Annotated in this window: 21 protein-coding genes and 1 riboswitch; of the genes, 10 read left to right on the forward strand and 11 right to left on the reverse strand. The window is 69.3% G+C overall.

What is annotated here, in order from left to right:
* The first annotated feature begins 69 nt into the window (after positions 1-69).
* The 6 genes from FHT32_RS14840 to FHT32_RS14865 all read left to right on the forward strand — a co-directional run bounded on the left by FHT32_RS14840 (position 70) and on the right by FHT32_RS14865 (position 8256).
* Positions 70-1167, forward strand: a complete 1098-nt coding sequence (locus FHT32_RS14840) for an aminoglycoside phosphotransferase family protein (protein WP_176665364.1) — start codon at positions 70-72, stop codon at positions 1165-1167.
* Positions 1168-1236: 69 nt separating this feature from the next.
* On the forward strand, positions 1237-1959 hold the full coding sequence (locus FHT32_RS14845) for a 16S rRNA (uracil(1498)-N(3))-methyltransferase (RefSeq protein WP_176665365.1): 723 nt from the start codon (positions 1237-1239) through the stop codon (positions 1957-1959).
* A 147-nt stretch (positions 1960-2106) separates the two neighbouring features.
* Positions 2107-3465 (forward strand): M20/M25/M40 family metallo-hydrolase, encoded by a 1359-nt coding sequence (locus tag FHT32_RS14850; RefSeq protein ID WP_176665366.1) that lies wholly within the window; start codon positions 2107-2109, stop codon positions 3463-3465.
* A 100-nt stretch (positions 3466-3565) separates the two neighbouring features.
* Entirely contained in the window at positions 3566-4027 is a 462-nt protein-coding gene (locus tag FHT32_RS14855; protein ID WP_206169463.1) for a YidB family protein, read from the forward strand.
* A gap of 102 nt (positions 4028-4129) precedes the next feature.
* Positions 4130-7075 (forward strand): DUF4132 domain-containing protein, encoded by a 2946-nt coding sequence (locus FHT32_RS14860; RefSeq protein ID WP_176665368.1) that lies wholly within the window; start codon positions 4130-4132, stop codon positions 7073-7075.
* Positions 7072-8256 (forward strand): MFS transporter, encoded by a 1185-nt coding sequence (locus tag FHT32_RS14865; protein WP_176665369.1) that lies wholly within the window; start codon positions 7072-7074, stop codon positions 8254-8256. Before FHT32_RS14860 ends, FHT32_RS14865 begins: the two co-directional genes overlap by 4 nt.
* On the opposite strand, the gene FHT32_RS14870 is transcribed toward FHT32_RS14865, so the two are convergent.
* Together FHT32_RS14870 and FHT32_RS14875 are read right to left on the reverse strand one after the other, a co-directional pair.
* Entirely contained in the window at positions 8228-9085 is an 858-nt protein-coding gene (locus FHT32_RS14870; protein ID WP_176665370.1) for an alpha/beta hydrolase, read from the reverse strand. The genes FHT32_RS14865 and FHT32_RS14870 overlap by 29 nt on opposite strands.
* Entirely contained in the window at positions 9082-10593 is a 1512-nt protein-coding gene (locus FHT32_RS14875) for a M20 family metallopeptidase (RefSeq protein WP_176665371.1), read from the reverse strand. The genes FHT32_RS14870 and FHT32_RS14875 overlap by 4 nt, the downstream gene beginning before the upstream one ends.
* Positions 10594-10688: 95 nt before the next feature.
* On the opposite strand from FHT32_RS14875, the gene FHT32_RS14880 reads away from it, so the two are divergent.
* The gene (locus FHT32_RS14880; protein WP_176665372.1) at positions 10689-11459 is read left to right on the forward strand and encodes a DUF72 domain-containing protein; all 771 of its coding nucleotides are present in this window, start codon (positions 10689-10691) and stop codon (positions 11457-11459) included.
* A 107-nt stretch (positions 11460-11566) separates the two neighbouring features.
* On the opposite strand, the gene FHT32_RS14885 is transcribed toward FHT32_RS14880, so the two are convergent.
* Positions 11567-12091 (reverse strand): polymer-forming cytoskeletal protein, encoded by a 525-nt coding sequence (locus FHT32_RS14885; RefSeq protein WP_126020878.1) that lies wholly within the window; start codon positions 12089-12091, stop codon positions 11567-11569.
* A 157-nt stretch (positions 12092-12248) separates the two neighbouring features.
* Here FHT32_RS14885 and FHT32_RS14890 point away from each other — a divergent pair, with 157 nt between their 5' ends.
* Positions 12249-13148, forward strand: a complete 900-nt coding sequence (locus FHT32_RS14890) for an ion transporter (RefSeq protein ID WP_256099004.1) — start codon at positions 12249-12251, stop codon at positions 13146-13148.
* Here the strand turns inward: FHT32_RS14890 and FHT32_RS14895 are convergent.
* The 4 genes from FHT32_RS14895 to FHT32_RS14910 all read right to left on the reverse strand — a co-directional run bounded on the left by FHT32_RS14895 (position 13093) and on the right by FHT32_RS14910 (position 16221).
* The gene (locus FHT32_RS14895) at positions 13093-13680 is read right to left on the reverse strand and encodes a YigZ family protein (RefSeq protein ID WP_176665374.1); all 588 of its coding nucleotides are present in this window, start codon (positions 13678-13680) and stop codon (positions 13093-13095) included. The two genes, FHT32_RS14890 and FHT32_RS14895, sit on opposite strands and share 56 nt — an antisense overlap.
* A 7-nt stretch (positions 13681-13687) precedes the next feature.
* Positions 13688-14278, reverse strand: coding sequence for a methionine biosynthesis protein MetW (gene metW / locus FHT32_RS14900; protein WP_176665375.1), 591 nt, complete (start codon positions 14276-14278; stop codon positions 13688-13690).
* Entirely contained in the window at positions 14275-15438 is a 1164-nt protein-coding gene (locus FHT32_RS14905; RefSeq protein WP_176665376.1) for a homoserine O-acetyltransferase, read from the reverse strand. Before FHT32_RS14905 ends, metW begins: the two co-directional genes overlap by 4 nt.
* A 219-nt stretch (positions 15439-15657) precedes the next feature.
* A complete protein-coding gene (locus tag FHT32_RS14910) occupies positions 15658-16221 on the reverse strand; it encodes a TMEM165/GDT1 family protein (protein WP_176665377.1) in 564 nt (187 codons plus the stop codon).
* 19 nt (positions 16222-16240) lie between these two features.
* Positions 16241-16417, reverse strand: a riboswitch (yybP-ykoY riboswitch).
* A gap of 272 nt (positions 16418-16689) precedes the next feature.
* On the opposite strand from FHT32_RS14910, the gene FHT32_RS14915 reads away from it, so the two are divergent.
* Positions 16690-17220 (forward strand): RNA-binding protein, encoded by a 531-nt coding sequence (locus FHT32_RS14915; RefSeq protein WP_176665378.1) that lies wholly within the window; start codon positions 16690-16692, stop codon positions 17218-17220.
* 84 nt (positions 17221-17304) lie between these two features.
* Here the strand turns inward: FHT32_RS14915 and FHT32_RS14920 are convergent, their stop codons facing one another.
* The 4 genes from FHT32_RS14920 to FHT32_RS14935 are packed head-to-tail and all read right to left on the reverse strand — an operon-like array spanning position 17305 to position 20313.
* Positions 17305-18090, reverse strand: coding sequence for an SDR family oxidoreductase (locus FHT32_RS14920; RefSeq protein WP_176665379.1), 786 nt, complete (start codon positions 18088-18090; stop codon positions 17305-17307).
* 14 nt (positions 18091-18104) lie between these two features.
* Positions 18105-18767 carry an LPS export ABC transporter periplasmic protein LptC gene (gene lptC, locus FHT32_RS14925; RefSeq protein ID WP_176665380.1) on the reverse strand — a complete coding sequence of 221 codons (663 nt, stop codon included), beginning with the start codon at positions 18765-18767 and terminating at the stop codon, positions 18105-18107.
* On the reverse strand, positions 18764-19312 hold the full coding sequence (locus FHT32_RS14930) for an HAD family hydrolase (protein WP_176665381.1): 549 nt from the start codon (positions 19310-19312) through the stop codon (positions 18764-18766). Before FHT32_RS14930 ends, lptC begins: the two co-directional genes overlap by 4 nt.
* Positions 19312-20313, reverse strand: coding sequence for an SIS domain-containing protein (locus tag FHT32_RS14935; RefSeq protein WP_176665382.1), 1002 nt, complete (start codon positions 20311-20313; stop codon positions 19312-19314). Before FHT32_RS14935 ends, FHT32_RS14930 begins: the two co-directional genes overlap by 1 nt.
* Before the next feature lie 104 nt (positions 20314-20417).
* On the opposite strand from FHT32_RS14935, the gene FHT32_RS14940 reads away from it, so the two are divergent.
* Positions 20418-22403 carry a monovalent cation:proton antiporter family protein gene (locus tag FHT32_RS14940; RefSeq protein ID WP_176665383.1) on the forward strand — a complete coding sequence of 662 codons (1986 nt, stop codon included), beginning with the start codon at positions 20418-20420 and terminating at the stop codon, positions 22401-22403.
* Positions 22404-22427 lie beyond the last annotated feature (24 nt).

Below are 22427 nucleotides of genomic sequence, written 5' to 3' on the forward strand. Positions count from 1 at the left end.
GATCCGCATCGGCCGGGGGCCGGCCAAGGGGGATTGCCGCGCCAGGCGGATTTGTAGAATCGATTATCCATGACAGCACCCCCGCCCCCGGCCGCATTGGCCCCAAGCCTCGCCGAACCCATTTCCTGGACCGATCCGCAGCGAGCCGAGGTGTTCAGGGCCTGGCTGGCGGCCGTCGCACCCGCCCACCGGCTGCTGCCCGAGACCGTGCGCCTGGCCTCCGCCGACGCGAGCTTCCGGCGCTACTTCCGCCTCGACACCACCGACCCGGCCGCGCCCACGCGCATCGTGATGGACGCCCCGCCCGACAAGGAAAACAGCGCCCCCTTCGTCCAGGTGGCGCAGCTGATGGCCGCCGCCGGCGTGCTCGCTCCCACGGTGCTCGAATGGGACAGGCCCAACGGCTTCCTCCTGCTCGACGACCTGGGCCGTCAGACCATGCTGGACGTGATCGATCCGGCCGACCCGCGCGCCGCCCGCCCGCTCTACGACCAGGCCATCGACGCGCTGATCCGCTGGCAGCTGTCCTCGAAGCCCGGCGTGCTGCCGCCCTACGACCGGGCGCTGCTGGAGCGCGAACTGTCCCTCTTCCCCGAGTGGTACATCGGCCGCCACCGCGGCATCGCCGTCGAAGGCAAGCTGAAAGAGCGGCTCGACCGCAGCTTCAAGCTGATCGTCGAGAACAACCTCGCATCGCCTAGCGTCTACGTGCACCGCGACTTCATGCCGCGCAATCTGATGACAGGGAACGCGGCGGGCCTGGGCGTGCTCGACTTCCAGGACGCCGTCTACGGCCCCATCACCTACGACATCGCCAGCCTGATGCGCGATGCCTTCCTGAGCTGGGACGAGGAGTTCGTGCTCGACGTGACCGTGCGCTACTGGCAGGCGGCGCGCAAGGCGGGACTGCCGGTCGACGAGGACTTCGGCGCCTTCTACCGCGCGGTCGAATGGATGGGCCTGCAGCGCCACCTGAAGGTGGCCGGCATCTTCGCGCGCCTCACGCTGCGCGACGGCAAGCCCAGGTACCTGGCCGACACGCCGCGCTTCATTGCCTACATCCGCGCCACCGCCAGCCGCTACACCGAGCTGACCCCGCTCTCGCGCGCGATCGACGAGGTCGAGGGCAATTCGGCCATCACGGGCTTCGCCTACGGCCGTGTCTGAAGGAAAACTGAAAAAGCACCACGCTGTGACGCCCGCGCAACGGTCGTTCGCAGCTATCGATTCCGTAGCATGCCGCGCTTTCACTGCTCCGTGCCCCTGAGCGCCGGCGCCAGCCTCGCGCTGCCGTCCGGTGCCGCCCGCCATGTGCAGGTGCTGCGGATGCAGCCCGGCGACGCGCTCACGCTGTTCGACGGCACGGGCGGCGAGTACGCGGCCACGGTCGAGCGCATGGGCCGCAGCGACGTCTCGGTGACGGTCGGCGCGCACCTCGCCGTGGAGCGCGAGGCGCCGCGTGCCGTGCACCTCGCGGTCGGCATGCCGGCGAACGAGCGCATGGACTGGCTGGTCGAGAAAGCCACCGAGCTCGGCGTGGCGAGCATCCAGCCGCTGGCCACGGCCCACGGCGTGCTGCGCCTGGCGGGCGAGCGCGCCGAGAAGAAGCGGGCGCACTGGGAAGCCATCGCGGTCGCGGCCTGCGAACAGTGCGGACGCAACCGCGTACCGGCGATCCATCCGGTGCAGTCCTTTTCCGCCTGGCTCGAAGCGCAGGGCGGCCCCGGCGCCCCGGCCGCGCGCCTCGTGCTGAGCCTCGCCGAGGGCACGCGAAGCCTCGCCGGCATGACCACGGACGGGCAGGGCACGACCGTGCTGAGCGGCCCCGAGGGCGGACTGAGCGCCGCCGAGGAGCAGCAGGCCATCGCGCGCGGCTTCGCTCCCGTCACCCTGGGCACGCGCGTGCTGCGCGCCGAAACGGCGGCGCTGGCCGCGCTGGTGTCCCTGGCCGGCCTCTAGCGGCCTCTAGCGGCCTCTAGCGAGCCTCCAGCCGCCGGACCGAAAGACCCGGAACGCCGTTCCGGTGAGTGTTTTCCGCAACGCGCGCGCGGAAAGCCTGGGAAACAATCGTTACTCCTTTAAAACAAAAGAAGGACTTCCGAGCCCATGCCCAAGTCGACCGGTCCGCTGCGCCTTGCTCCCCTGGTTCTTGCGGCGCTCCTGTGCGCCACGCAGGGCGCGTTCGCCCAGAGCACAGCCGTCGCGCCGACGCCCGCCCAGGTCAGCCCGGAGGTCGACCGCGCCTACACCCAGCTGATGGCCTCGCCCGCGATCCAGAAGCTGCTGGACGCGGTCAAGGCCGACCACGAGCGCTCGGTGGAAGACCTGAAGATGCTCACCGAGATCGAGGCGCCGCCCTTCAAGGAGCAGAAGCGCGCCGAGGCCTTCCTCGCGCGCATGAAGGCCTTCGGCCTGACAAGCGCGAAGATCGACGCCGAAGGCAACGTGGTCGGCGTGCGCAAGGGCACGGGTGGCGGCCCGAAGCTGCTGGTCTCGGCCCACCTCGACACCGTGTTCCCCGCCGGCACCGACGTGAAGGTGAAGGAGCGCGACGGCCGCCTCCACGCACCGGGCATCGCCGACGACACGCGCGGTCTCGCGGTGCTGCTGTCGTGGCTCAAGGTGCTGAACGACAACAAGGTGCAGACGGTGGGCGACCTGATGTTCGTCGCCAACGTCGGCGAGGAGGAACTCGGCAACCTGCGCGGCATGAAGGCGATCTTCCGCGACCACCTCGACATCGACGGCATGGTGGGGCTCGAGCCCTCGGCGCCCGGCTCGGTGCTGGTGCTGGGCACCGCGAGCCATCGCTACGAGGTCACGTTCCAGGGGCCGGGCGGGCACAGCTTCGGCGCCTTCGGCCTCGTGCCGAGCGCCATCCACGGCATGGGGCGCGCCATCGCGAAGATCGCCGACATCCGCACGCCGAGCTTCCCGAAGACGACGTTCACCGTCGGCACCGTGGGCGGCGGCACTTCGGTCAACACCATCGCGCCCGATGCGCGCATGGCCATCGACATCCGCTCGGACGACATGGGCTCGCTGCTGGAAACCGAGAAGAAGATCCTCGCCGCCATCGACGAAGCCGTGGCCGAGGAGAACAAGCGCTGGAACGTGAGCACGCTGGGCGTGAGCGTCAGGCTCATCGGCGAGCGCCCCGGCGGCCGCACGCCGTCCGATTCGGCGATCGTCGAGGCCGCGGTCCGCTCGAACGCCGCCTTCGGCCACAAGACACTGCTGCGCGGCGGCAGCACCGATGCCAACGTGCCGATCTCGATGGGCGTGCCGGCCATCATCGTGGGCGGCGGCGGCAAGGCCTCCGGATTCCATTCGCTGAACGAGTCCATTGACATGACAGATGCATGGAAAGGCGCGCAGAATTCGCTCGTCACCGTGCTCGGCCTGGTGGGCGTGCAGGGGGTCAGCCCCGCGCTGCTGGCCAAACGGACGGCGCGTACCAAGTAATTTGTCACGTTGCCAGTTCGAAAGTGGCGTGCCACTTTCGACTTACGGTCCGCGGCATTTAACAATGTTGGCGGTTCTGTCACACACCAAGGAAACAGCCATGGGATTGCTCGATTCGGTACTCGGTCAGGTGCTCGGAGGCGCTGCGCAACAGCAGCAGCCGCAAGGTGGAGGCCTCGGCGGCTTGGGTGATCTGGGAGGCCTGGCCGGCGCGCTGGGCGGCCTGCTCGCCAACAACGGCAGCGTGGGCGGCCTCGGCGGTCTGGTCTCGAAGTTCGAGCAGGCCGGCATGGGCGACGTCATCGGCTCGTGGATCGGCAAGGGAGAAAACCAGCCCGTCTCGGGCGACCAGCTGCAGAACGCACTGGGCAGCGACACCATCGCGAGCATCGCGTCCAAGCTCGGCATCAATGCGCAGACGCTGCTGCCGATGCTGGCCACCATGCTGCCGGCGCTCATCGACCAGCTCACGCCGCACGGCAAGATCCCCGACCAGGGGCTGGGCAACCATGACGACCTGCTGGGCTCGCTCAGCGGTCTGCTGCAAGGCAAGCAGTCCTGAACCGGACTGCCTTCTCCAGCGTTCGAGCGCCCGCGAGGGCGCTTTTTTTTGGCCCGCGCGTGTTGGCCGACAATCCCTGCGGCATCAACGGAGAGCAATGGCATGGCGGGCAGTCGCAAGTCGAAGGGGGAAGCACAGAAGAGCGAAGAGAAGAAGGAGGGCGGCCTCGACGCGCGGCCCGACGGCAAGGTGCGGTGGACCAAGAACATGCGCGAGGCGCTCGCGCGGTTCAACGACCGGCCCTGCGGCCAGTGCGGCGGCTCGCTTTCCGACGAGCGCAGCCTGGCCGACAGCCTCGACTTCTTTCGCCGCCACCGCTCCAGCTTCTATCCGCCGCGCGCCGCCCGGCTGCGCATGCTCGAGATGCATGGCGCTGCGGCGGCCGAGCTGCTCTTCGAGCCCTCGCCGCACAAGGAAGCCGTCACCGACCTCCTGGCCATCCATGACGCGGAGGTGGTGCGCTTCTTCGTCGCGCAGGTCAAGCAGATCGACTGCAAGAACGCGCTGGTGAAGCAGGCGGCGCGCTGGCCGCTCTTCGTGCTGCGCGAGCTGCTGTCGGCGAACCCGGCGCGGCACCAGGCCGGCGCAGCGCTGATCCTGGAGCTTCTAGCGGCGAATCCCGAGTGGCAGAAGCCCCTCGAAGCCTCCTGCGACGAAGCCCAGCGCAAGACGCTCGCGCGCCTGCAGGAAGACGGCTCCCCCGGCGTGGCCGACGCCCCCGCCGACGACTGGCCCGCGCTGCTGCGCCGCCCGCCGTGGAAGAACCGGCAGGCGCTGCCGGTCATTCCGGTGCTGGCGCTGCAGCCGCTGCCTCCGACGGCGCGGCTGCATTGGGCTGACCTGCAGCCGCCGCAGTACCTGCAGGCCACGGGCGACCTGTCCGACTGGCTGGCGCGCGAGGTGCGCGTCTCGCGCGATCGCTCGAACCAGTGGATGACCGAGTTCCCGCGCCACCAGCCCGATGCGCTGGACGCCATCCGCGAAGGCGGCAGCGTGCACAAGGCGCTGTGGATGCTGGGCCTGCGCCCCGAGCTCATCGACGACGTGGCCGCCGGGCGCCGCGAGATCGCCGGACCCGAGGACTTCGGCCCGCTGCCGGGCACACGCTGGGGCGTGGCCGAATACATCTGGCAGCTGCCCGCGCCACTGGCGGTGGCGGCGTTCACGCACGGGCCGGCCGTCGATCACTTCATGGGCGACGTGGCGCGCGTGCGGCCCATCCTCCGCGCCTTCGGCGCGGACGCGCTGCCGGGGCTGCCGCGCTTCCTCAAGCAGGGCTCGCGCGCGATGTTCGAGCTGGCCTCGGTCATCGAGTGGGACCCGCTCGCCGGCTGGATCGCCAAGGGCTTCCACACCAACCGATGGGTGCGGCGCGAGGCGGCCGCATGGCTGGCACGCTACCCCGAGACGGCCGCGCGCGGCCTGGTTCCCATCGCGCTGGGCGAGCCAGGCCCCGCGCACGAAGCGGCACAGGCCGCGCTGCGCTGGCTGCACGACAACGGCCATGCCGAGGCGGTGCGCGCCCAGGCGCAGGCCTACGGCGCCGAAGCCGCCGGCGCGGTGGCGCAGCTGCTGTCCATCGCGCCCGAGGACGTGCTGCCCGACAACCTTCCCGCGGTGCCGAAGACGCTGCCGCTGCCGACGCTGCCCCGGCTGATCCTCGCCAAGAACGGCCTCGCGCTGCCGCAGGCCGTGGTGCCCGACGTGCTGATGGCGATGATGCTCGGCAAGCCCGACGCGCCGTATCCGGGGCTCGCCGGACTGCTGGAGGCGATCACGCCCGACTCCCTCGCACGCTTCGGCCGCGCGCTGCTGGCCTGGTGGATCGGCAACGGCCGCCCGGCCAGGGAGCGCTGGATGTTCGCGCTGCAGGGCCGCCTCGGCGACGGCGAGACCGCGCGCCAGCTCTACGGCCTGCTGCGCCAGTGGCGGGCGGCGCTCGACCGCGTGCGCGCCTACGACGCGATGGCGATGCTCGGCGAGATCGGCAGCGACGCCGCGCTGATGCACCTGGCCGAACTCGCGCGCCAGACCCGCTACGACGACCTGCGCACCCGCGCCGACCGCATGCTCGGCGAGGTGGCCGAACAGCGCGGCCTGAGCCTCGACCAGCTGGCCGACCGCACCGTGCCCGACCTCGGCCTCGATGTCCGCGCGCGCCTCATGCTGGATTTCGGCCCGCGCAGCTTCGAGGTGCGCATGGACGACAGCTTCCAGCCCGTGGTGCACGACGCGAAGGGCAAGGCGCTCAAGACGCTGCCCAAGCCGGGCGCCAACGACGACGCAGGCAAGGCGGCCGCCGCAACGACCCAGCTCAAGGAACTGCGCAAGCTCGCGAAGACCGTCGCCACCACGCAGATCAGGCGGCTGGAGGCCGCGATGTGCGCGCAGCGCCGCTGGGGCCCCGACGAGTTCATGCCCTTCTTCGCCAACCATCCGGTGCTGCGCGTGTTCAGCCGGCCGCTGGTCTGGGGCCTGTTCGATGCCGCCGACAGGCTGCAGGGCACCTTCCGCGTCACCGCCGAAGACGAGCTGGCCGACCTGCACGACGACCCGGTGAAGCTGGCGGAGAACGCGCGCATCGGCCTGCCGCATCCGCTGGACTTCGCGGCGCTCGATGCTTCGCTCGCGGCCGCGTGGGGCCATGTGCTGGCCGACTACGAACTGCTGCAGCCCTTCGAACAGCTGGCGCGCCAGTCCTTCGTGCTCGACGACGCGCTGCGCGCCGGCCGCGAGCTGCCGCAATGGGCCGGCCGCGCGGTGTCCAACGCCGCGCTCATGGGCCTGGAGACGCGCGGCTGGGTGCGCGAGATCGGCGACGGCGGCATGGTCAACGCCTTCAACAAGGGCGTGCCCGGCGAAGGCCAGGTCCGCCTGCAGCTGGAGGAAGGCTGGTTCGTGCAGGACAGCCCCGACGGCAAGGCGCTCCAGACGGTGCTCGGCGTGGCGCTCACCGGCACCGAGCGCACGCTGGGCGACCTGCCCCCCATCGCCTTCAGCGAGATCGAGCGCGACCTGCAGCGCGCCATACGGGAGACAGCGCCATGAACCGCAACCTGTGGCTGCTCGCCATCTGCCAGGGCCTGCTGCTGACGAACAACGTCACCTTCATCGCCATCAACGGGCTGGTGGGGCTGGCGATCGCGCCGCGCGGCTGGATGGCGACGCTGCCGGTGATGAGCTACGTGATCGGCGGCGCGCTCTCCACCGGGCTGGTGGCGCGCACGCAGCAGCGCTTCGGCCGGCGCGGCTCGTTCCAGACCGGGCTGGCGGTGGCGCTGGTGTCGGCGCTGCTGTGCTGCTTCGCCGCGGTCACCCGTAACTTCTGGCTGCTGTGCTTCGCCACCGTCGTCGCGGGCTACTACAACGCCAACGCGGGGCTCTATCGCTTCGCCGCGGCCGAACTGGCGGCGCCGGAATGGCGCGAGAAGGCGGTGTCGATGGTGATGGCCGGCGGACTCATCGGCGCCGTGGCCGGGCCCAACCTCGCCAAGGCCACGCGCGAGGCCTTTGCCGTGCCCTTCGCCGGCGCCTACATCGCGCTGGCCGCGGTGGCGCTGCTGTCGATGGCGGTGATGCACTTCATCGAATTCCCGCCGGCGCCCACGCGCAAGGAATCGGGCGGCGGGCGCTCGCTGGCGGAGATTGCGCGCCAGCCGGTGTTCATCGTGGCGGCCGCGGCCGGCGCGCTGGGCTACGGCGTGATGAACCTGCTGATGGCCGCAACGCCCATCGCGATGCAGATCTGCAGCCTGCCGTTCTCCGACGCCGCGCTGGTGCTCGAATGGCACGTCATCGGCATGTTCGCGCCGGGCTTCTTCACCGGCCACCTGATCCGCCGCTTCGGCGTGCTGCCGGTGATGGGCGTGGGGCTGCTGCTGAACCTCGGCTGCATCGCCGTCGCGCTCTCGGGCGTGGAGCTGCATCACTTCATCGTGTCGCTGTTCCTGCTGGGCGTGGGCTGGAATTTCCTGTTCACCGGCAGCACCACGCTTTCGCTCACGGCCTACGCGCCGGAGGAGCGCGACCGCGCGCAGGGCGCGCTCAACTTCTGCGTGTTCGCGACACTGGCGCTGACCTCGTTCGCCTCTGGCGTGCTGGTGACCACGCAGGGTTGGCGGCTGCTGAACTTCGGCTCTCTGGTGCCGGTGGTGCTGACCGGTGCGGCGCTGCTCTGGCTGGCGCGCCGCAGGCGCGCCGTCAGGCCAGCGGCGGAAAGCGCCGGTTGAGCCAGCGCTGCAGGGCTTCGAAGACCGGATCGGCTTCGAGCTCGTTGAAGATCTCGTGGTACAGCGTGTCGAAGCAGTGCGCCTCGACCTTGCCGCCGGGCGCCGCCGCCGAGGCGAAGGCCCGGCTCGCGTCGGGCCGCACGAGGCGGTCGTCGCCCGCGTAGAGCAGCAGCGTCGGCACGGGCCAGTTCGCGGCCTGCCGCAGCACGTTCTCGCCTTCGTACGCGAGGAAGCGCGCCAGGCGCCCGCCGATGCGGTCGTGCGTGAGCGGGTCGTCTCGGTAGGCCTGCACCACGGCCGCATCGTGCGAGAGGTAGTTGTCGTCGAGGCCGTTGCCCACGCGAAGGTCTGGCGCGATGCGCGACAGCACCGCGAGCAGCAGCTTCTGGAAACCGCTCAGGCCGGGATCGAGCCCCGGCGAGGACAGCACCGCGGCGTTGACGTGCCGCACGCCGCGCGCAACCAGGCTCGCCACGACAAGCCCGCCCAGGCTGTGGCCCAGCAGCACCACCGGCAGGCCTGGGTTCTCTCGGCGCGCGTCGTCGATGACGAGCGCGAGGTCGTCCACCAGCCGCAGTTCGCTCGGCAGGCCGCCGCGCGGGCCGCTGGATTCGCCGTGCCCATAGTGGTCGTGCGCCCATACCGCGAAGCCCCATTCGTGCAGGCACTCGGCCAGCCCGTGGTAGCGGCCGGCGTGCTCGCCGAGCCCGTGGACCACGACGACCACGGCACGCGCCGGCCCGGGCGCCGGCAGCCGGCGCAGTGCGAGCGTTTCGCCGTCGGGCGTGGACAGCGACACGCGCTGCGGCAGAGGCAGCGCCTCGCTCAAGCGGCCACCGGCTCCGATGCTGCTGCGCGGTGCGCGGCCGGCAATGCGGCGATCACTTCGGCCACGGCCGCGGTGAGCTTCTTGGCATAGGGCACGTGCAGGAACTCGTTGGGGCCGTGCGCGTTGCTCTTGGGGCCGAGCACGCCGCAGACCATCATCTGCGCCTTCGGGAAGCCGGCGCTGAGCATGTTCATCAGCGGGATCGTGCCGCCCTGGCCGATGTAGCCGCAGGAAGCGCCGAAGTGCGCCTTCGAGGCCTTGTTGAGCGCGTCCTCGAACCACGGCGTGATGGTGGGCGCGTTCCAGCCGGTGGCGCCGCCGTTGCTCTCGAAGGTCACGCGGGCCTGGTAGGGCGCGTTGTCCTCCAGCAGCGTCTTGAGGTTCTGCACGGCCTCGGCCGCGTCGACCAGCGGCGGCAGGCGCAGCGACAGCTTGAAGGCGGTGTAGGGGCGCAGCACGTTGCCCGCGTCCTTCAGCGCCGGGAAGCCTTCGGCGCCGGTCACCGAGAGAGTCGGCTTCCAGGTGCGGTTGAGCAGCGCCTCGACCGGGTCGGTGGTGGTGGGCAGCGCGAACACGGTCGAACCGCCGCAGTCGTAGTGCGCCCAGGGGAAGCGCTTGTAGACCTCCTCGCCGAGGATCGCGGCGGTGGCCCTGGCCTGCGCGAGGCGGTCGGCCGGCACTTCGCAGTGGAAGCTCGCGGGCAGCAGGCGACCGGTGGCGCTGTCCTCGAGGCGGTCGAGCACCTGCCGCATGATGCGGAAGCTCGAGGGCACGAGCCCCGAGGCATCGCCCGAGTGGATGCCTTCGGTCAGCACCTCGACCTTGAGCGTGCCGCTGGCCATGCCGCGCAGCGAGGTGGTGAGCCAGAGCTGGTCGTAGTTGCCGGCGCCGGAGTCGAGGCAGATCACGAGCTCGACGTTGCCCAGGCGGGGGCGCAGTGCGTCGACGTAGGGCAGCAGGTCATAGGAGCCGCTTTCCTCGCAGGTCTCGATCAGGCCGACGATGCGCGGATGCGCCGCGCCCTGGTTCTTGAGCGCCTGCAGCGCGGCGATGCTGGCGTACACCGCGTAGCCGTCGTCGGCGCCGCCGCGGCCGTAGAGCAGGCCGTTCTCGTACTTGGGCGTCCAGGGGCCGAGGTCGTTGCGCCAGCCGGTGAACTCGGGCTGCTTGTCGAGGTGGCCGTACATCAGCACGGTCTCGCCCATGTCTGTGCCGGTGGCCGGCACTTCGAAGAACAACACCGGGGTACGGCCCTCCAGGCGCACGATCTCCAGCTTCAGGCCTTCCACCTTCTGCGCCTCGACCCACGCGGCGGCGTTGCGCAGCACGGTCTCGAGGTAGCCGTTGGCCGACCAGTCCTTGTCGAAGCCGGGCGACTTGGCCGGGATGCCGATGTAGTCGGTGAGTTGCTTGACGATGTCGCCGTCCCATTGGGCGGTGACGTCGGACAGGGCGCGCTCGGCGTCGAGCGTGCCGGCGGGCATTTCGCGGTGCAGGGGGGCGTTCATCGTTGGGTTCTCCGCGGGTGACGAAAGAAAGGACGCATTTTGCGCCTTGGAACAACCGCGCGTAGAGTGCGGGCGATCTCAACCCGGAGGGCCACGTGAGCAAGGCAAACATCAAGGTGGGCATCGGCGGCTGGACCTACGAGCCATGGCGCGACAACTTCTACCCGAAGGGGCTCGCGCACGCGAAAGAGCTGAACTACGCGAGCCGCAAGGTCAGCGCCATCGAGATCAACGGCACCTACTACAGCACCTTCAAGCCCGAGACCTTCCGCAAGTGGCACGACGACACGCCCGACGACTTCATCTTCTCGATGAAGGCCTCGCGCTTCGCGACCAACCGCAAGCTGCTCTCGGGCGCGGGCGACTCCATCAAGCGCTTCATCGACAGCGGCGTGGCCGAACTCGGCGACAAGCTCGGGCCGATCGTGTGGCAGTTCATGCCGACCAAGCAGTTCGACGCGGAGGACTTCGAGGCTTTTCTGGCGCTGCTGCCGAAGAAGGAGGGCAGCCGGGTGCTGCGGCACGTGATGGACGTGCGGCACGAGAGCTTCATCGTGCCCGCCTACAAGGCGCTCGCGAAAAAGTACAAGGTGTCGACGGTGTTCACCGACGCCGACAAGTTTCCGTCCTTCGAGGAACCCGAAGGCGACATCGCCTATGCGCGGCTGATGATGGCCGACGCCAAGCTGAAGACGGGCTATGCGCCGAAGGCGCTCGATACATGGGCCGGGCGCGCGCAGGGCTGGGCCGTGTCGCCGAAGAAGCGCGACGTGTTCGTCTACTTCATCAACGGCGCGAAGGAAAAGGCACCGGCGGCTGCCGGTGCCTTGCTGGAGCGTCTTGGCTGGACCGCACCTACCGCGTGAAAGACGCCTGCGGGCGCCGCCGGGCCGCTCCCAAGACGGCCCGCGCCTCCCCCTCGGGGGGTGGAGTTACACGCAGCGAAGCGGAGTGAAAAGCCGGGGGGCCTGTTTCAGGCAGCGGCCTGCAGCGAGGGCTTTGCGGCGCCGAAGCTGATCTCGCCGGAGATCTGGCCGCCTTCCTCGATCACGATCTTGCCGTAGCGGATCTTGCCCGTGACCTTGCCGGTCGAGTGGATGACGAGTTTCTCGCGCACGGTGAGGCTGCCGTCGAACACGCCGCGGATCTCGGCGATGTCGATCTCGGCGGAGCCCTTGAACGCGCCCTGCTCGGCGATCTGCATCAGGCGCGAGTCCATGGTGGCCTCGACCAGGCCTTCGACCACGAGCGTGTCGCAATCGGTGATCTCGACGCCCTTGAGCTTGATGTTGGGGCCGACGGTGAGCTTGCTGCCGCCTTCCTTCGCGACGGGCGCGGCCGCTGCCGCATTCAGGCCGCCTTGCTGTGCGGTGAGCGACGAGGGATTGACGGGGGTTCCGGAGAGGTTGGTGCCCGAACCGACGAGCGGCGCGGGGCGCGATGTCAACGAATCGGTGTCACGATCACGCTTGCCGAAGAAGGGGGACTGTGTAGCCAAAGGGGAGCTCCTCAAGAAAGGGGACTATCGTAAGAACGCACTCACGGCCTGCGGCACTTCATTGCGCAATAAGCGTAACTGAATAAGTCGATCGCGTACATGACAATGTGGCGCCATGAGCCCTCCAAACGCCGAACGGAACGCCGCATCGCGCGCAATGTCATCCACCACCGACTCGCGCTTCGACAAGCCCGCGCACGGCTGGCGGCGCACGCTCTTCACCGTGATCTTCGAGGCCGACACCCGCGCCGGCCTGATGTTCGACCTGGCGCTGATCGCGGTGATCGTGGCCAGCGTGCTGGTGGTGATCCTCGACAGCGTGCAGTCCATCCGCGAGCAGTGGCGCGCGGTGTTCAACGTGCTCGAATGGGTGTTCACTGCCCTCTTCACGCTGGAGTACATCGCGCGGCTCAGTTGCGTGAACAAGCCGCTGCGCTACGCGCTGAGCTTCTACGGCGTGATCGACCTGCTCGCGCTGCTGCCGACCTTCCTCGTGGTCTTCGCGCCGGAGATGGGGCTGGGCTATCTCATCGACGTGCGCATCCTGCGGCTGCTGCGCGTGTTCCGCATCTTCAAACTATCGCGTTACTCGGTGGAGTACCGCGCGCTGGTGTCGGCGGTGGCGGCGAGCCGCCGGAAGATCACCGTGTTCGTCGGCTTCGTGATGCTGGTGGTGCTGGTGATGGGCACGCTGATGTACGTGGTCGAGGGGCCGCCGCACGGCTTCACGAGCATTCCGGTGGCGGTCTACTGGGCCATCTCGACGATGGCCACGGTCGGCTTCGGCGACCTCGTGCCCAAGACCGACCTGGGCCGCGCGATCGCCTCGGTGATGATGCTGGTGGGCTGGGGCGTGCTCGCGGTGCCGACCGGCATCGTGACCGCCGAGATGGCGCGGCGCGGGAGCGACGACGAACCGGCTGCGTTGCCGGTGGCGCAGCGCGGCGTTCTCTCGATGGTCGAACCGGCACCCACAGTCCCGGCAGTACCGGCGAAGAGGCTCACTCCCGCGGCCAGACGACGCGCCCTTGCGCAGCATCGCCGAGGCGCGCGATGAAAGCGTCGGCCTCGGGCTCGGGCAGCGAGAAGGCGAAGGCCACGTCGTCGCCGTGCTGCACGCCCTCGAGCACCGCGCCTGCCGCCACAAGCTCGCGCCGCACCAGCCCTTCGAGCGCATAGGGCACCGAGCAGCGCAGACTGCGCTGGCGCAGCAGCGGCACCAGCGTGGCGCCGAGCAGGGCCTGCGCAATCGCGTCGGTGTAGGCCCGCACGAGGCCGCCCGCGCCCAGCTTCACGCCGCCGAAGTAGCGCACCACGGTCGCGAGCGCGCCTTCGACCTGCTGGTGGCGCAGCACTTCCAGCATCGGCCGTCCTGCCGTGCCGCCGGGCTCGCCGTCGTCGTTGGCGGCCGACTGCCCGCCCGCCATGAGTGCCCAGCACACATGCGCCGCCGCGGGATGCCCGGCGCGCAGCGAGGCGACCACCGCCAGTGCCGCCGCGCGGTCGGCCACCGGCTGCACGCAGCCGATGAAGCGGCTCTTCTTGATGACGAGCTCGCTGTGGACCGGCTGTGCGAGCGTGAAGCTCATTGCGCGATCAACCGCCGCCGCGCTCGAACTTGAACACCGCCGTGCTGGCGCGCGCGTTGGGCAGCCAGCGCACGTCGCGGCCGTCCTGAAGGCCGAAGGCGTCGAGGATGCGCAGGTTGTTCTTGCCGGCCAGCACCTCGAAGTCCTTGAAGGTGCCGACGCGGATGTTGGGCGTGTCGTACCACTGGTAGGGCAGGCGGCGCGTGACGGGCATGCGCCCGCGCGCCACGCTCAGGCGGTTGGGCCAGTGCGCGAAGTTGGGGAAGGCGACGATGCCGATGCGACCCACGCGCGCGGTCTCGCGCAGCATGACCTCGGCATTGCGCAAGTGCTGCAGCGTGTCGATCTGCAGCACCACGTCGAAGGAGGCGTCGTCGAACATCGCGAGGCCTTCGTCGAGGTTGAGCTGGATCACGTCGACGCCGCGGCGGATGCACTGCAGCACGTTGCCGTCGGCGATCTCCACGCCGTAGCCGGTGCAGCCGCGCTCGCGCTGAAGCAGGTCGAGCAGGGCGCCGTCGCCGCAGCCGAGGTCGAGCACGCGGGCCCCCTTGGGCACCAGCTCCGCGATCAGGCGTTGATGTTCGAGGTCGCTCATTGCTGGAACTCCTTGGCGACGCGCTCGAAGTAGGAGCGCACCACGCCCATGTAGCGCACGTCGTCGAGCAGGAAGGCGTCGTGGCCGTGCGGCGCGTCGATCTCGGCGTAGCTCACGTTGCGGCTGTTGTCGAGCAGCGCCTTGACGATCTCGCGGCTGCGCGCGGGGGAGAAGCGCCAGTCGGTCTTGAAGCTCACGAGCAGGAACTTGGCGCGCGCCTGGGCCAGCGCGGCGCTGAGCTTGCCGCCGTGATTGCGCGCGGGGTCGAAGTAGTCGAGCGCGCGGGTGATCAGCAGGTAGGTGTTGGCGTCGAAGTACTCGCTGAACTTGTCGCCCTGGTAGCGCAGGTAGCTTTCGATCTGGAACTCGACGTCCTGGGTGGAATAGCGGTAGTCCGCGCCTGCCACTTCGCCTTCCACCGCGCTGCGCAGGATGCGGCCGAACTTGGCGTTCATCACGTCGTCGCTGAGGTAGGTGATGTGGCCGATCATCCGCGCGATGCGCAGGCCGCGCTTGGGCACCACGCCGTGCTCGTAGAAGTGGCCGCCGTGGAAATCGGGGTCGGTCACGATGGCGCGGCGCGCCACCTCGTTGAAGGCGATGTTCTCGGCCGTGAGGTTGGGAGCGCTGGCCACCACCACGGCGTGGCGCACGCGCTCGGGGTACTGCAGCGTCCACGAAAGGGCCTGCATGCCGCCGAGGCTGCCGCCCATGACGGCCGCGAGCGTCTCGATGCCTAGCGCGTCGAGCAGCGCGGCCTGGGCGTCGACCCAGTCCTCGACCGTCACCACGGGGAAGTCGGCGCCGTAGACGCGGTCGGTGGCGGGGTTGACGTGCATCGGGCCGGTCGAGCCGAAGCATGAGCCGAGGTTGTTGACGCCGATCACGAAGAAGCGGTCGGTGTCGACCGGCTTGCCCGGACCCACCATGTTGTCCCACCAGCCCTCGGAGCGGGCCTGGCCCTGATAGACGCCCGCGACGTGGTGCGATGCGTTGAGCGCATGGCACACGAGCACCGCGTTGCTGCGATCGGCGTTCAGGGTGCCGTAGGTTTCGTAGGCGAGCGTGTAGTCGCTGATCGATGCGCCGCTGCGCAGGGCCAGCGGGCCTGCGAACTGCATCGACTGCGGAGTGACGACCAGAGGTGGTGACGACGACATGAATGAAAAACCCGGCCTCGCCAAAAACGAGCCGGGTCTGCCGCGCCTGTCTTTAGCTGAATTTATAGAGCGCCCGCAAGCTGAAGCAAATCGGCGCAGGGGGAGTATATCCCCCAGGCTTCGCGCACTGCGTGTCGCTTCGCCAACCCCCTTGGGAAGGGGGCAACACCGGCGGCCCGGCGGAGCCGGTTCCGCGGTGTTCCTGGAAGGGGACGGGGGTTATATGCCGACGATCATCAGAACGCCGAGCACGAGGAAGATCGCTGCCGAGACGCCGTGCACCAGCTTGATCGGCACGCGCCGCACGATCTTCTCGCCCAGCCACACCACGGGCGCGTTGGCCAGCATCATGCCCAGCGTGGTGCCCATGACCACCCAGATGTAGTCGTGCGTGAAGCGGGCGGCGAGCATGACGGTGGCGATCTGGGTCTTGTCGCCCATCTCGGCGAGGAAGAAGGCGACGACCGTGGTGCCGAAGACGCCGAACTTCGATGTGCCGGGGGCATCGTCGTCGTCGAGCTTGTCGGGGATCAGCATCCAGACGGCCATCGCGATGAACGAGCCGCCCAGTATCCAGCGCAGCACCTCGGGCCCGAGCCAGCGCGTGAGGTAGTTGCCGACCGCGCCCGCGAGCGCGTGGTTGATGACGGTGGCGGCGAAGATGCCGAGGACGATCGGCCAGGGTTTCCTGAAGCGCGCGGCCAGGAGAAGGGCCAGGAGCTGGGTCTTGTCGCCCATTTCCGCGAGCGCGACGACGCCCGTTGCTACGAGAAAAGCTTCCATGATGAACGTGGGGTTCCTTGGGCCGAAGGACGCAATTGACCGTGCAACACCTTCGGCCATATTCCCGAAGTTGCACGGTCAAAGGTCTCGCCAGGTGTTTTCACTGCACGCGCCATATCCTGGTGGGACAGGACAAGTCTGTTGACGCGGGCCCTTCTCGCAGATCGGAAGGCGGCTACTCCCCAATGACGGGCGGAATTCTACATCGGCGCACGGATGTAGGGCGAAGGACCTCGCCCAATCGTGCAAGTAGGCGCTAGCTTTCGAATAGTTTTGACAGGTGCTACCTCAGGAAGCAAATTCCCGCTTGCAATTCGGATATTTCACCCATAATGCACGAGCCTCCCTCTTCAATTTGGTCGGGAGGCAGTTCGGTGATCGGTCAGTTTCGCGCGACTCGACGCTCTCGTTTGAGTGATGCTTTCGGGACTCCATCGCTTTTCTTGATGTGTTTATAGGAGTCCCTTGATGGGCAACAAACTGTACGTCGGCAACCTGCCTTACTCGGTGCGCGACGGAGATCTCGAACAGGCCTTCGGGCAGTTCGGCGCCGTGACCAGCGCCAAGGTCATGATGGAACGCGACACCGGCCGCTCGAAGGGCTTCGGCTTCGTCGAGATGGGCAGCGACGCGGAAGCACAGGCTGCAATCAACGGCATGAACGGCCAGCCCCTGGGCGGCCGCAGCGTCGTCGTCAACGAAGCGCGCCCGATGGAAGCACGTCCCCCGCGCAGCGGTGGTGGCGGCTACGGCGGCGGCGGTGGTGGTTATGGCGGCGGTGGTGGCGGTGGCTACGGCGGCGGCGGTGGTGGCGGCTACGGTGGTGGCGGTCGCTCCGGCGGTGGTGGCGGCTACGGCGGCGGTGGCCGCAGTGGCGGCGGCGGCGGTGGTGGCGATGGCGGTTTCCGCAGCCCCTACGGCGCTGGTCCCCGTGGCGGCGGCGGTGGCCGTTCGGGCGGTGGCGGCGGTGGTTACGGCGGCGGCAACAGCGGCTACTGAACCCTGCACACTCCAGAAAAGCACATATAGAAAAAGGCTCCTTCGGGAGCCTTTTTCATTGGGCGATCCAGCCGCAGCCGACGCTCAGGCTTCGCCGCTTCGCTTCTTGCGTTCGCGCCCCTGCACGGCCCGATCGAGCACGGCGTTGGGCAGCATGCGCATGATCTTCGCGACCACGCCCATCTGCCAGGGAATCACGCGATAGCTGGTGCCGGCCTCGATGGCGCGCAGCGCCTGGGCGGCGAAGTCCTCCGCCTTCATGAGAAAGGGCATGCCGTAGCGGTTGCCCTGCGTGAGCGGCGTGTCGATATAGCCCGGGCAGAGGGTGACGACCTTGACGCCGCTGTTGTGCAGTTCGCCGCGCAGGCTCTCGCAGTACGCAACCACGCCGGCCTTGCTCGCGCAATAGGCGCCGTGCCCCGGCAGCCCGCGGATCGAAGCCACGCTGCCGATGCCCACCAGCCGCCCGCTGCCGCGCCGGACCATCGCCGACACAAAGGGATGGAAGGTGGCCATCAGGCCCACGTTGTTGGTCGCGAAAGTGCGCGCCATCACGTCGATGTCCTCGCGCTCCGCGGTATCGATGCCCACGCTGATGCCGGCGTTGGCGATCACCACGTCGGGCAGCCCCTGCTGCTCGATGCAGGCCTTGCCGGCGGCGACGATGCTGTCGGTCTGCGCCACGTCCGCGCCGTAGACGCGCCATCGGTCGGCGCCCAGCTGGCGGGCGCTCGCCCACGATTCGATCTCCTGCGTGCGCCGTGCGACCAGCGCCAGCCGGTAGCCCGCGTCGTGGAAGCTGGCGGCCAGCGCCTGGCCGATGCCGCTGGAGGCGCCGGTGATGAAGACGAGCGGAGAAGTGTTTGCCATGCCGAGATGCCCGTTCAGCGCTTCTTCGCCGGCGCGGGAGCAGCCGCTGCCGCCGACGGAATCAGCACGCCGCGCACCCGGCCGTTGAGGTTGGCCACGCCGCTCAGGTTGTCGTAGTCGAGCGTGTCGCCGGTGAACTGGTCGGTGCCGCGGATGAGCGTGACCGGCTTGTTCGACGTGACGCGCTCGGTGTCGACGTAGGCGTGCAGGAAGTCGCCGCGGAATTCGAGGCGCGGCGTGGGCTTGCCGTTCGGCGCCACGGAAGGATCGCGAATGACGATCGCGTTGCCGAACAGCTGCACTTCGCTGCCGTCGGAATTCGACAGCCCGCGGTCGGCGGTGCCGCGCGTCACGAGCCCCTCGGGCGACACCGAACGCATGCGCACCTTGTCGATCTCGATGGTGTCGGTGTCGGGGTAGTGCCGGCCTTCGACGCCGTGCAGCTCGCTGCGCAGGTCGCCGTTGGGCAGGAAGTTCTTGATGACGAAGTCGCGCATGAAGTAGTCGGGCTCGTGCGTGGGCGCGACCTTGGGTGCGGGCTCCAGCAGCTTGGGCGCGTTGCGCACCAGCCAGTAGGTGCCGAGCGCGACGGCGGCCGTCAGGATGATCGGCAGATAGATGGTGGCGCGGTCGAGACCGTCGCGCAGCGTGTTCCATGCGCGTTTCATGCCGCTCATGCGCCCGGTCCCTTCGCAGCGTCGAGCATGACGCGGTATTGGCCGCAGGCCGTGAGCAGCAGGTCGCAGAACTCGCGCGCCGCGCCTTCGCCGCCGCGCGCCTTGGTCACGTAGCGCGCAATGCCGCGCACTTCCGCGTGGGCATTGGCCGGCGCCGCCGGGAAGCCCACGCGCAGGAGCACCGGCAGATCGGGCCAGTCGTCGCCGATGGCCGCGGCCTGCGCCCAGCCGAAGCCGAGCTGGTCGAGCATGGCCTGTGCGGCCGGCAGCTTGTCTTCGGTGCCGTAGCGCACATGCTCGATGCCCAGCGCCTCCAGGCGCACGCGCAGCGGCTTGGAATCGCGCCCGGTGATCACCGCCGGCACGATGCCCGCCTTGCGCAGCAGCTTCAGGCCGTAGCCGTCGAGGATGCTGAAGCGCTTGAGCGTCTCGCCGTGCTCGGTGAAATACACGCCGCCATCGGTCAGGACGCCGTCGATGTCGAAGAAGACGATGCGCACGTCCTGCGCGGCAAGCAATGTCTCGGCCTGGAACTCGAGCGGCATCAGATGACCTTCGCGCGCATCAGGTCGTTGGTGTTGATGGCGCCGACGACCACCCCGCTGCCGTCGATCACGAACAGCCGGGTAATGCCGCACTGCTCCATGAGCTCGGCCGCCTCCACCGCCAGCGCGTCGACGCGGATGGTGCGCGGGTTGTGGTGCATCACCTCGGCCGCCTTCGGACCGCGCAGGTCGGCGCCGGCCTCGATCAGGCGGCGCAGGTCGCCGTCGGTGAAGATGCCGAGCGCGCGGCCGTCGGGCGCGACCACCGCCGCAGCGCCGAAGCCCTTGTTGCTCATGGCGCGCATCAGCTCGCCGATGCCGGCGTCGGGCGTCACGCGCGGCACGTCTTCGTCCGAGCGCATGACATCGCTCACATGGGTGAGCAGCTTGCGCCCGAGCGCGCCGCCCGGGTGCGAGCGCGCGAAGTCTTCCGAGCCGAAGCCGCGCGCGTCGAGCAGCGCCACGGCCAGCGCGTCGCCCATCGCCATCTGGGCGGTGGTGCTGGCGGTGGGCGCCAGGTTGAGCGGGCAGGCTTCCTTGGACACGCCCGCGTCGATCACGATGTCGGCGTGGCGGGCGAGGGTGGATTCGGGGCGGCCGGTCATGGCGATCAGGGGCACGCCCTGGCGCTTGACGACCGGCAGGATGACGGTGAGCTCGTCGACCTCGCCGCTGTTGGAGATGGCGAGCACCAGGTCGACCGCCTTGATCATGCCGAGGTCGCCGTGGCTGGCCTCGGCCGGATGCACGAACATCGCGGGCGTGCCGGTGGAGGCGAGGGTGGCCGCGATCTTGCGGCCGACGTGCCCGCTCTTGCCCATGCCCATCACGACCACGCGGCCGCGCACCTCGAGGATCTTGCGCACGGCCTCGACGAAGCTGGGGCCGATGCGGTTCTTCAGGCCGGAGACGGCTTCGGCTTCGATGTCGAAGGTGAGGCGTGCCCGAGCGAGGATGGCTTCGGGGTCGACCACGGGGGCCGGGGCGGGACGGGAGCTCATCGCCGGATTTTACGGGCCCGCGGCTTGCCCCCGCGGCTCCCGGGGCGCCTCCGGGTGTCCTCCCTGAGGCGCCGCGCACGGCTCTTGCTCTAGCATCGGCGCCTATGTCTTCGTTCGATCTCACGCTGTTGTACTTGCTGGCCGCGGTGATCGGCGTGGTGGCGTGCCGCTCCCTCAAGCTGCCGCCGATGCTCGGCTACCTCTCGGCGGGCGTACTGATCGGGCCGCATGCCTTCGCGCTGGCCCAGAACACGGAAGGCATCCAGCACCTGGGCGAATTCGGCGTGGTGTTCCTGATGTTCGTGATCGGGCTGGAGTTCAGCCTGCCCAAGCTGCGCGCAATGCGAAAGCACGTGTTCGGCCTGGGCATGCTGCAGGTGCTGCTGACCATGGCCCTCGCCACCGTCGGCGCGCTGCTGATGGCGCGGCTGCTGCCGCCTGCATGGCACCTGGGTTGGCAGACCGCCCTGGCGCTGTCGGGCGCGCTCACCATGAGCAGCACGGCCATCGTGGTCAAGCTGATGGCCGAGCGACTCGAACTCGAGAGCGAGCACGGCAAGCGCGTGATGGGCGTGTTGCTGTTCCAGGATCTGGCGGTGGTGCCGCTGCTGGTGCTGATCCCCGCCCTGGGCGCGCCGCCCGAGGCACTGGCCAAGGCGCTGGGCCTGGCGCTGCTGAAGGCGAGCTTCCTGATCGGCGTGCTGCTGTACGGCGGCCCGCGCGTGATGCGCTGGTGGCTCACGCTGGTGGCGCGGCGGCGCAGCGAGGAGCTCTTCATCCTGAACGTGCTGCTGATCACACTGGGGCTGGCCTGGCTCACCGAGCTGGCCGGCCTGAGCCTGGCGCTGGGCGCCTTCATCGCGGGCATGCTGGTGTCGGAGACCGAATACAAGCACCAGGTCGAGACCGACATCCGCCCCTTCCACGACGTGCTGCTGGGCCTGTTCTTCATCACCGTGGGCATGTCGCTCGACTGGCACATCGTGGTCGAGCGCTGGCTGCTGGTGGGCGTGCTGCTGCTGGTGCCGCTGGCCTTCAAGCTGGGGCTGGTGACGGTGCTGGCGAAGGTGCTGGGCGCGACCTCGGGCGTGTCGCTGCGCACCGGCCTCTACCTGGCGCAGGCCGGCGAGTTCGGCTTCGTGCTGCTGACGCTGGCGCAGGAGCGCAGCCTGCTGCCGCCGTGGCTGGCCAACCCGGTGCTGGCGTCGATGGTGCTGTCGATGCTGGCGACGCCCTTCATCATCATGTACAGCAACGCCATCGTGCGAAAGCTCGTGGCCAGCGACTGGCTGCAGCAGTCGCTGCAGATGACGACCATCGCGCGCAAGACCATCAACACGGCGCAGCACGTGATCATCTGCGGCTACGGGCGCTGCGGCCAGAACCTGGCGCGCATCCTGGAGCGCGAGGGCATCCCGTACATGGCGCTCGACCTCGACCCCGACCGCGTGCGGCAGGCCGCCGCCGCCGGCGACTCGGTGGTGTTCGGCGACGCGGCGCGGCTGCAGGCGCTGATGGCCGCCGGCCTCGCGCGGGCCAGCGCGGTGGTCGTGACCTACCTCGACGTGCCCGGCGCGATGAAGGTGCTCGCCAACACCCGCGCCCATGCGCCGCACGTGCCGGTGATCGTGCGCACGCAGGACGACCACGACCTCGAGAAGCTGCAGGCCGCCGGCGCGACCGAGGTGGTGCCCGAGGCCATCGAAGGTTCGCTGATGCTCGCGAGCCATGCGCTGGCGCTGGTCGGCGTGCCGATGCGGCGCGTGATCCGCGTGGTGCAGGACCAGCGCGACGCCCGCTACAACCTGCTGCGCGGCTACTTCCACGGCGCCGACGACGACAACGCCGACGAGATCGACCACGAGCGGCTCAACAGCTTCACGCTCGATGCCCGCGCGAGGGCGGTCGGCCAGACGCTGGAGCGGCTGGCGCTCCACACGCTGGGCGTGCGCGTCGCCAGCCTGCGCCGGCAGGACGGCCAGCCCCGCGCGCTGGCCGACGACACGGTGCTGTCGGACGGCGACACGCTGGTGCTGTCGGGCAAGCCGGCCGCCCTGGCGATGGCGGTCGAGCGGCTGCAGAAGGGCTGATCGGGGAGCGGGTGAGCGATCGGG

Origin of the sequence: Variovorax sp. SG517 (genome assembly GCF_013376045.1) — a bacterium.
GTDB lineage: Bacteria > Pseudomonadota > Gammaproteobacteria > Burkholderiales > Burkholderiaceae_C > Variovorax.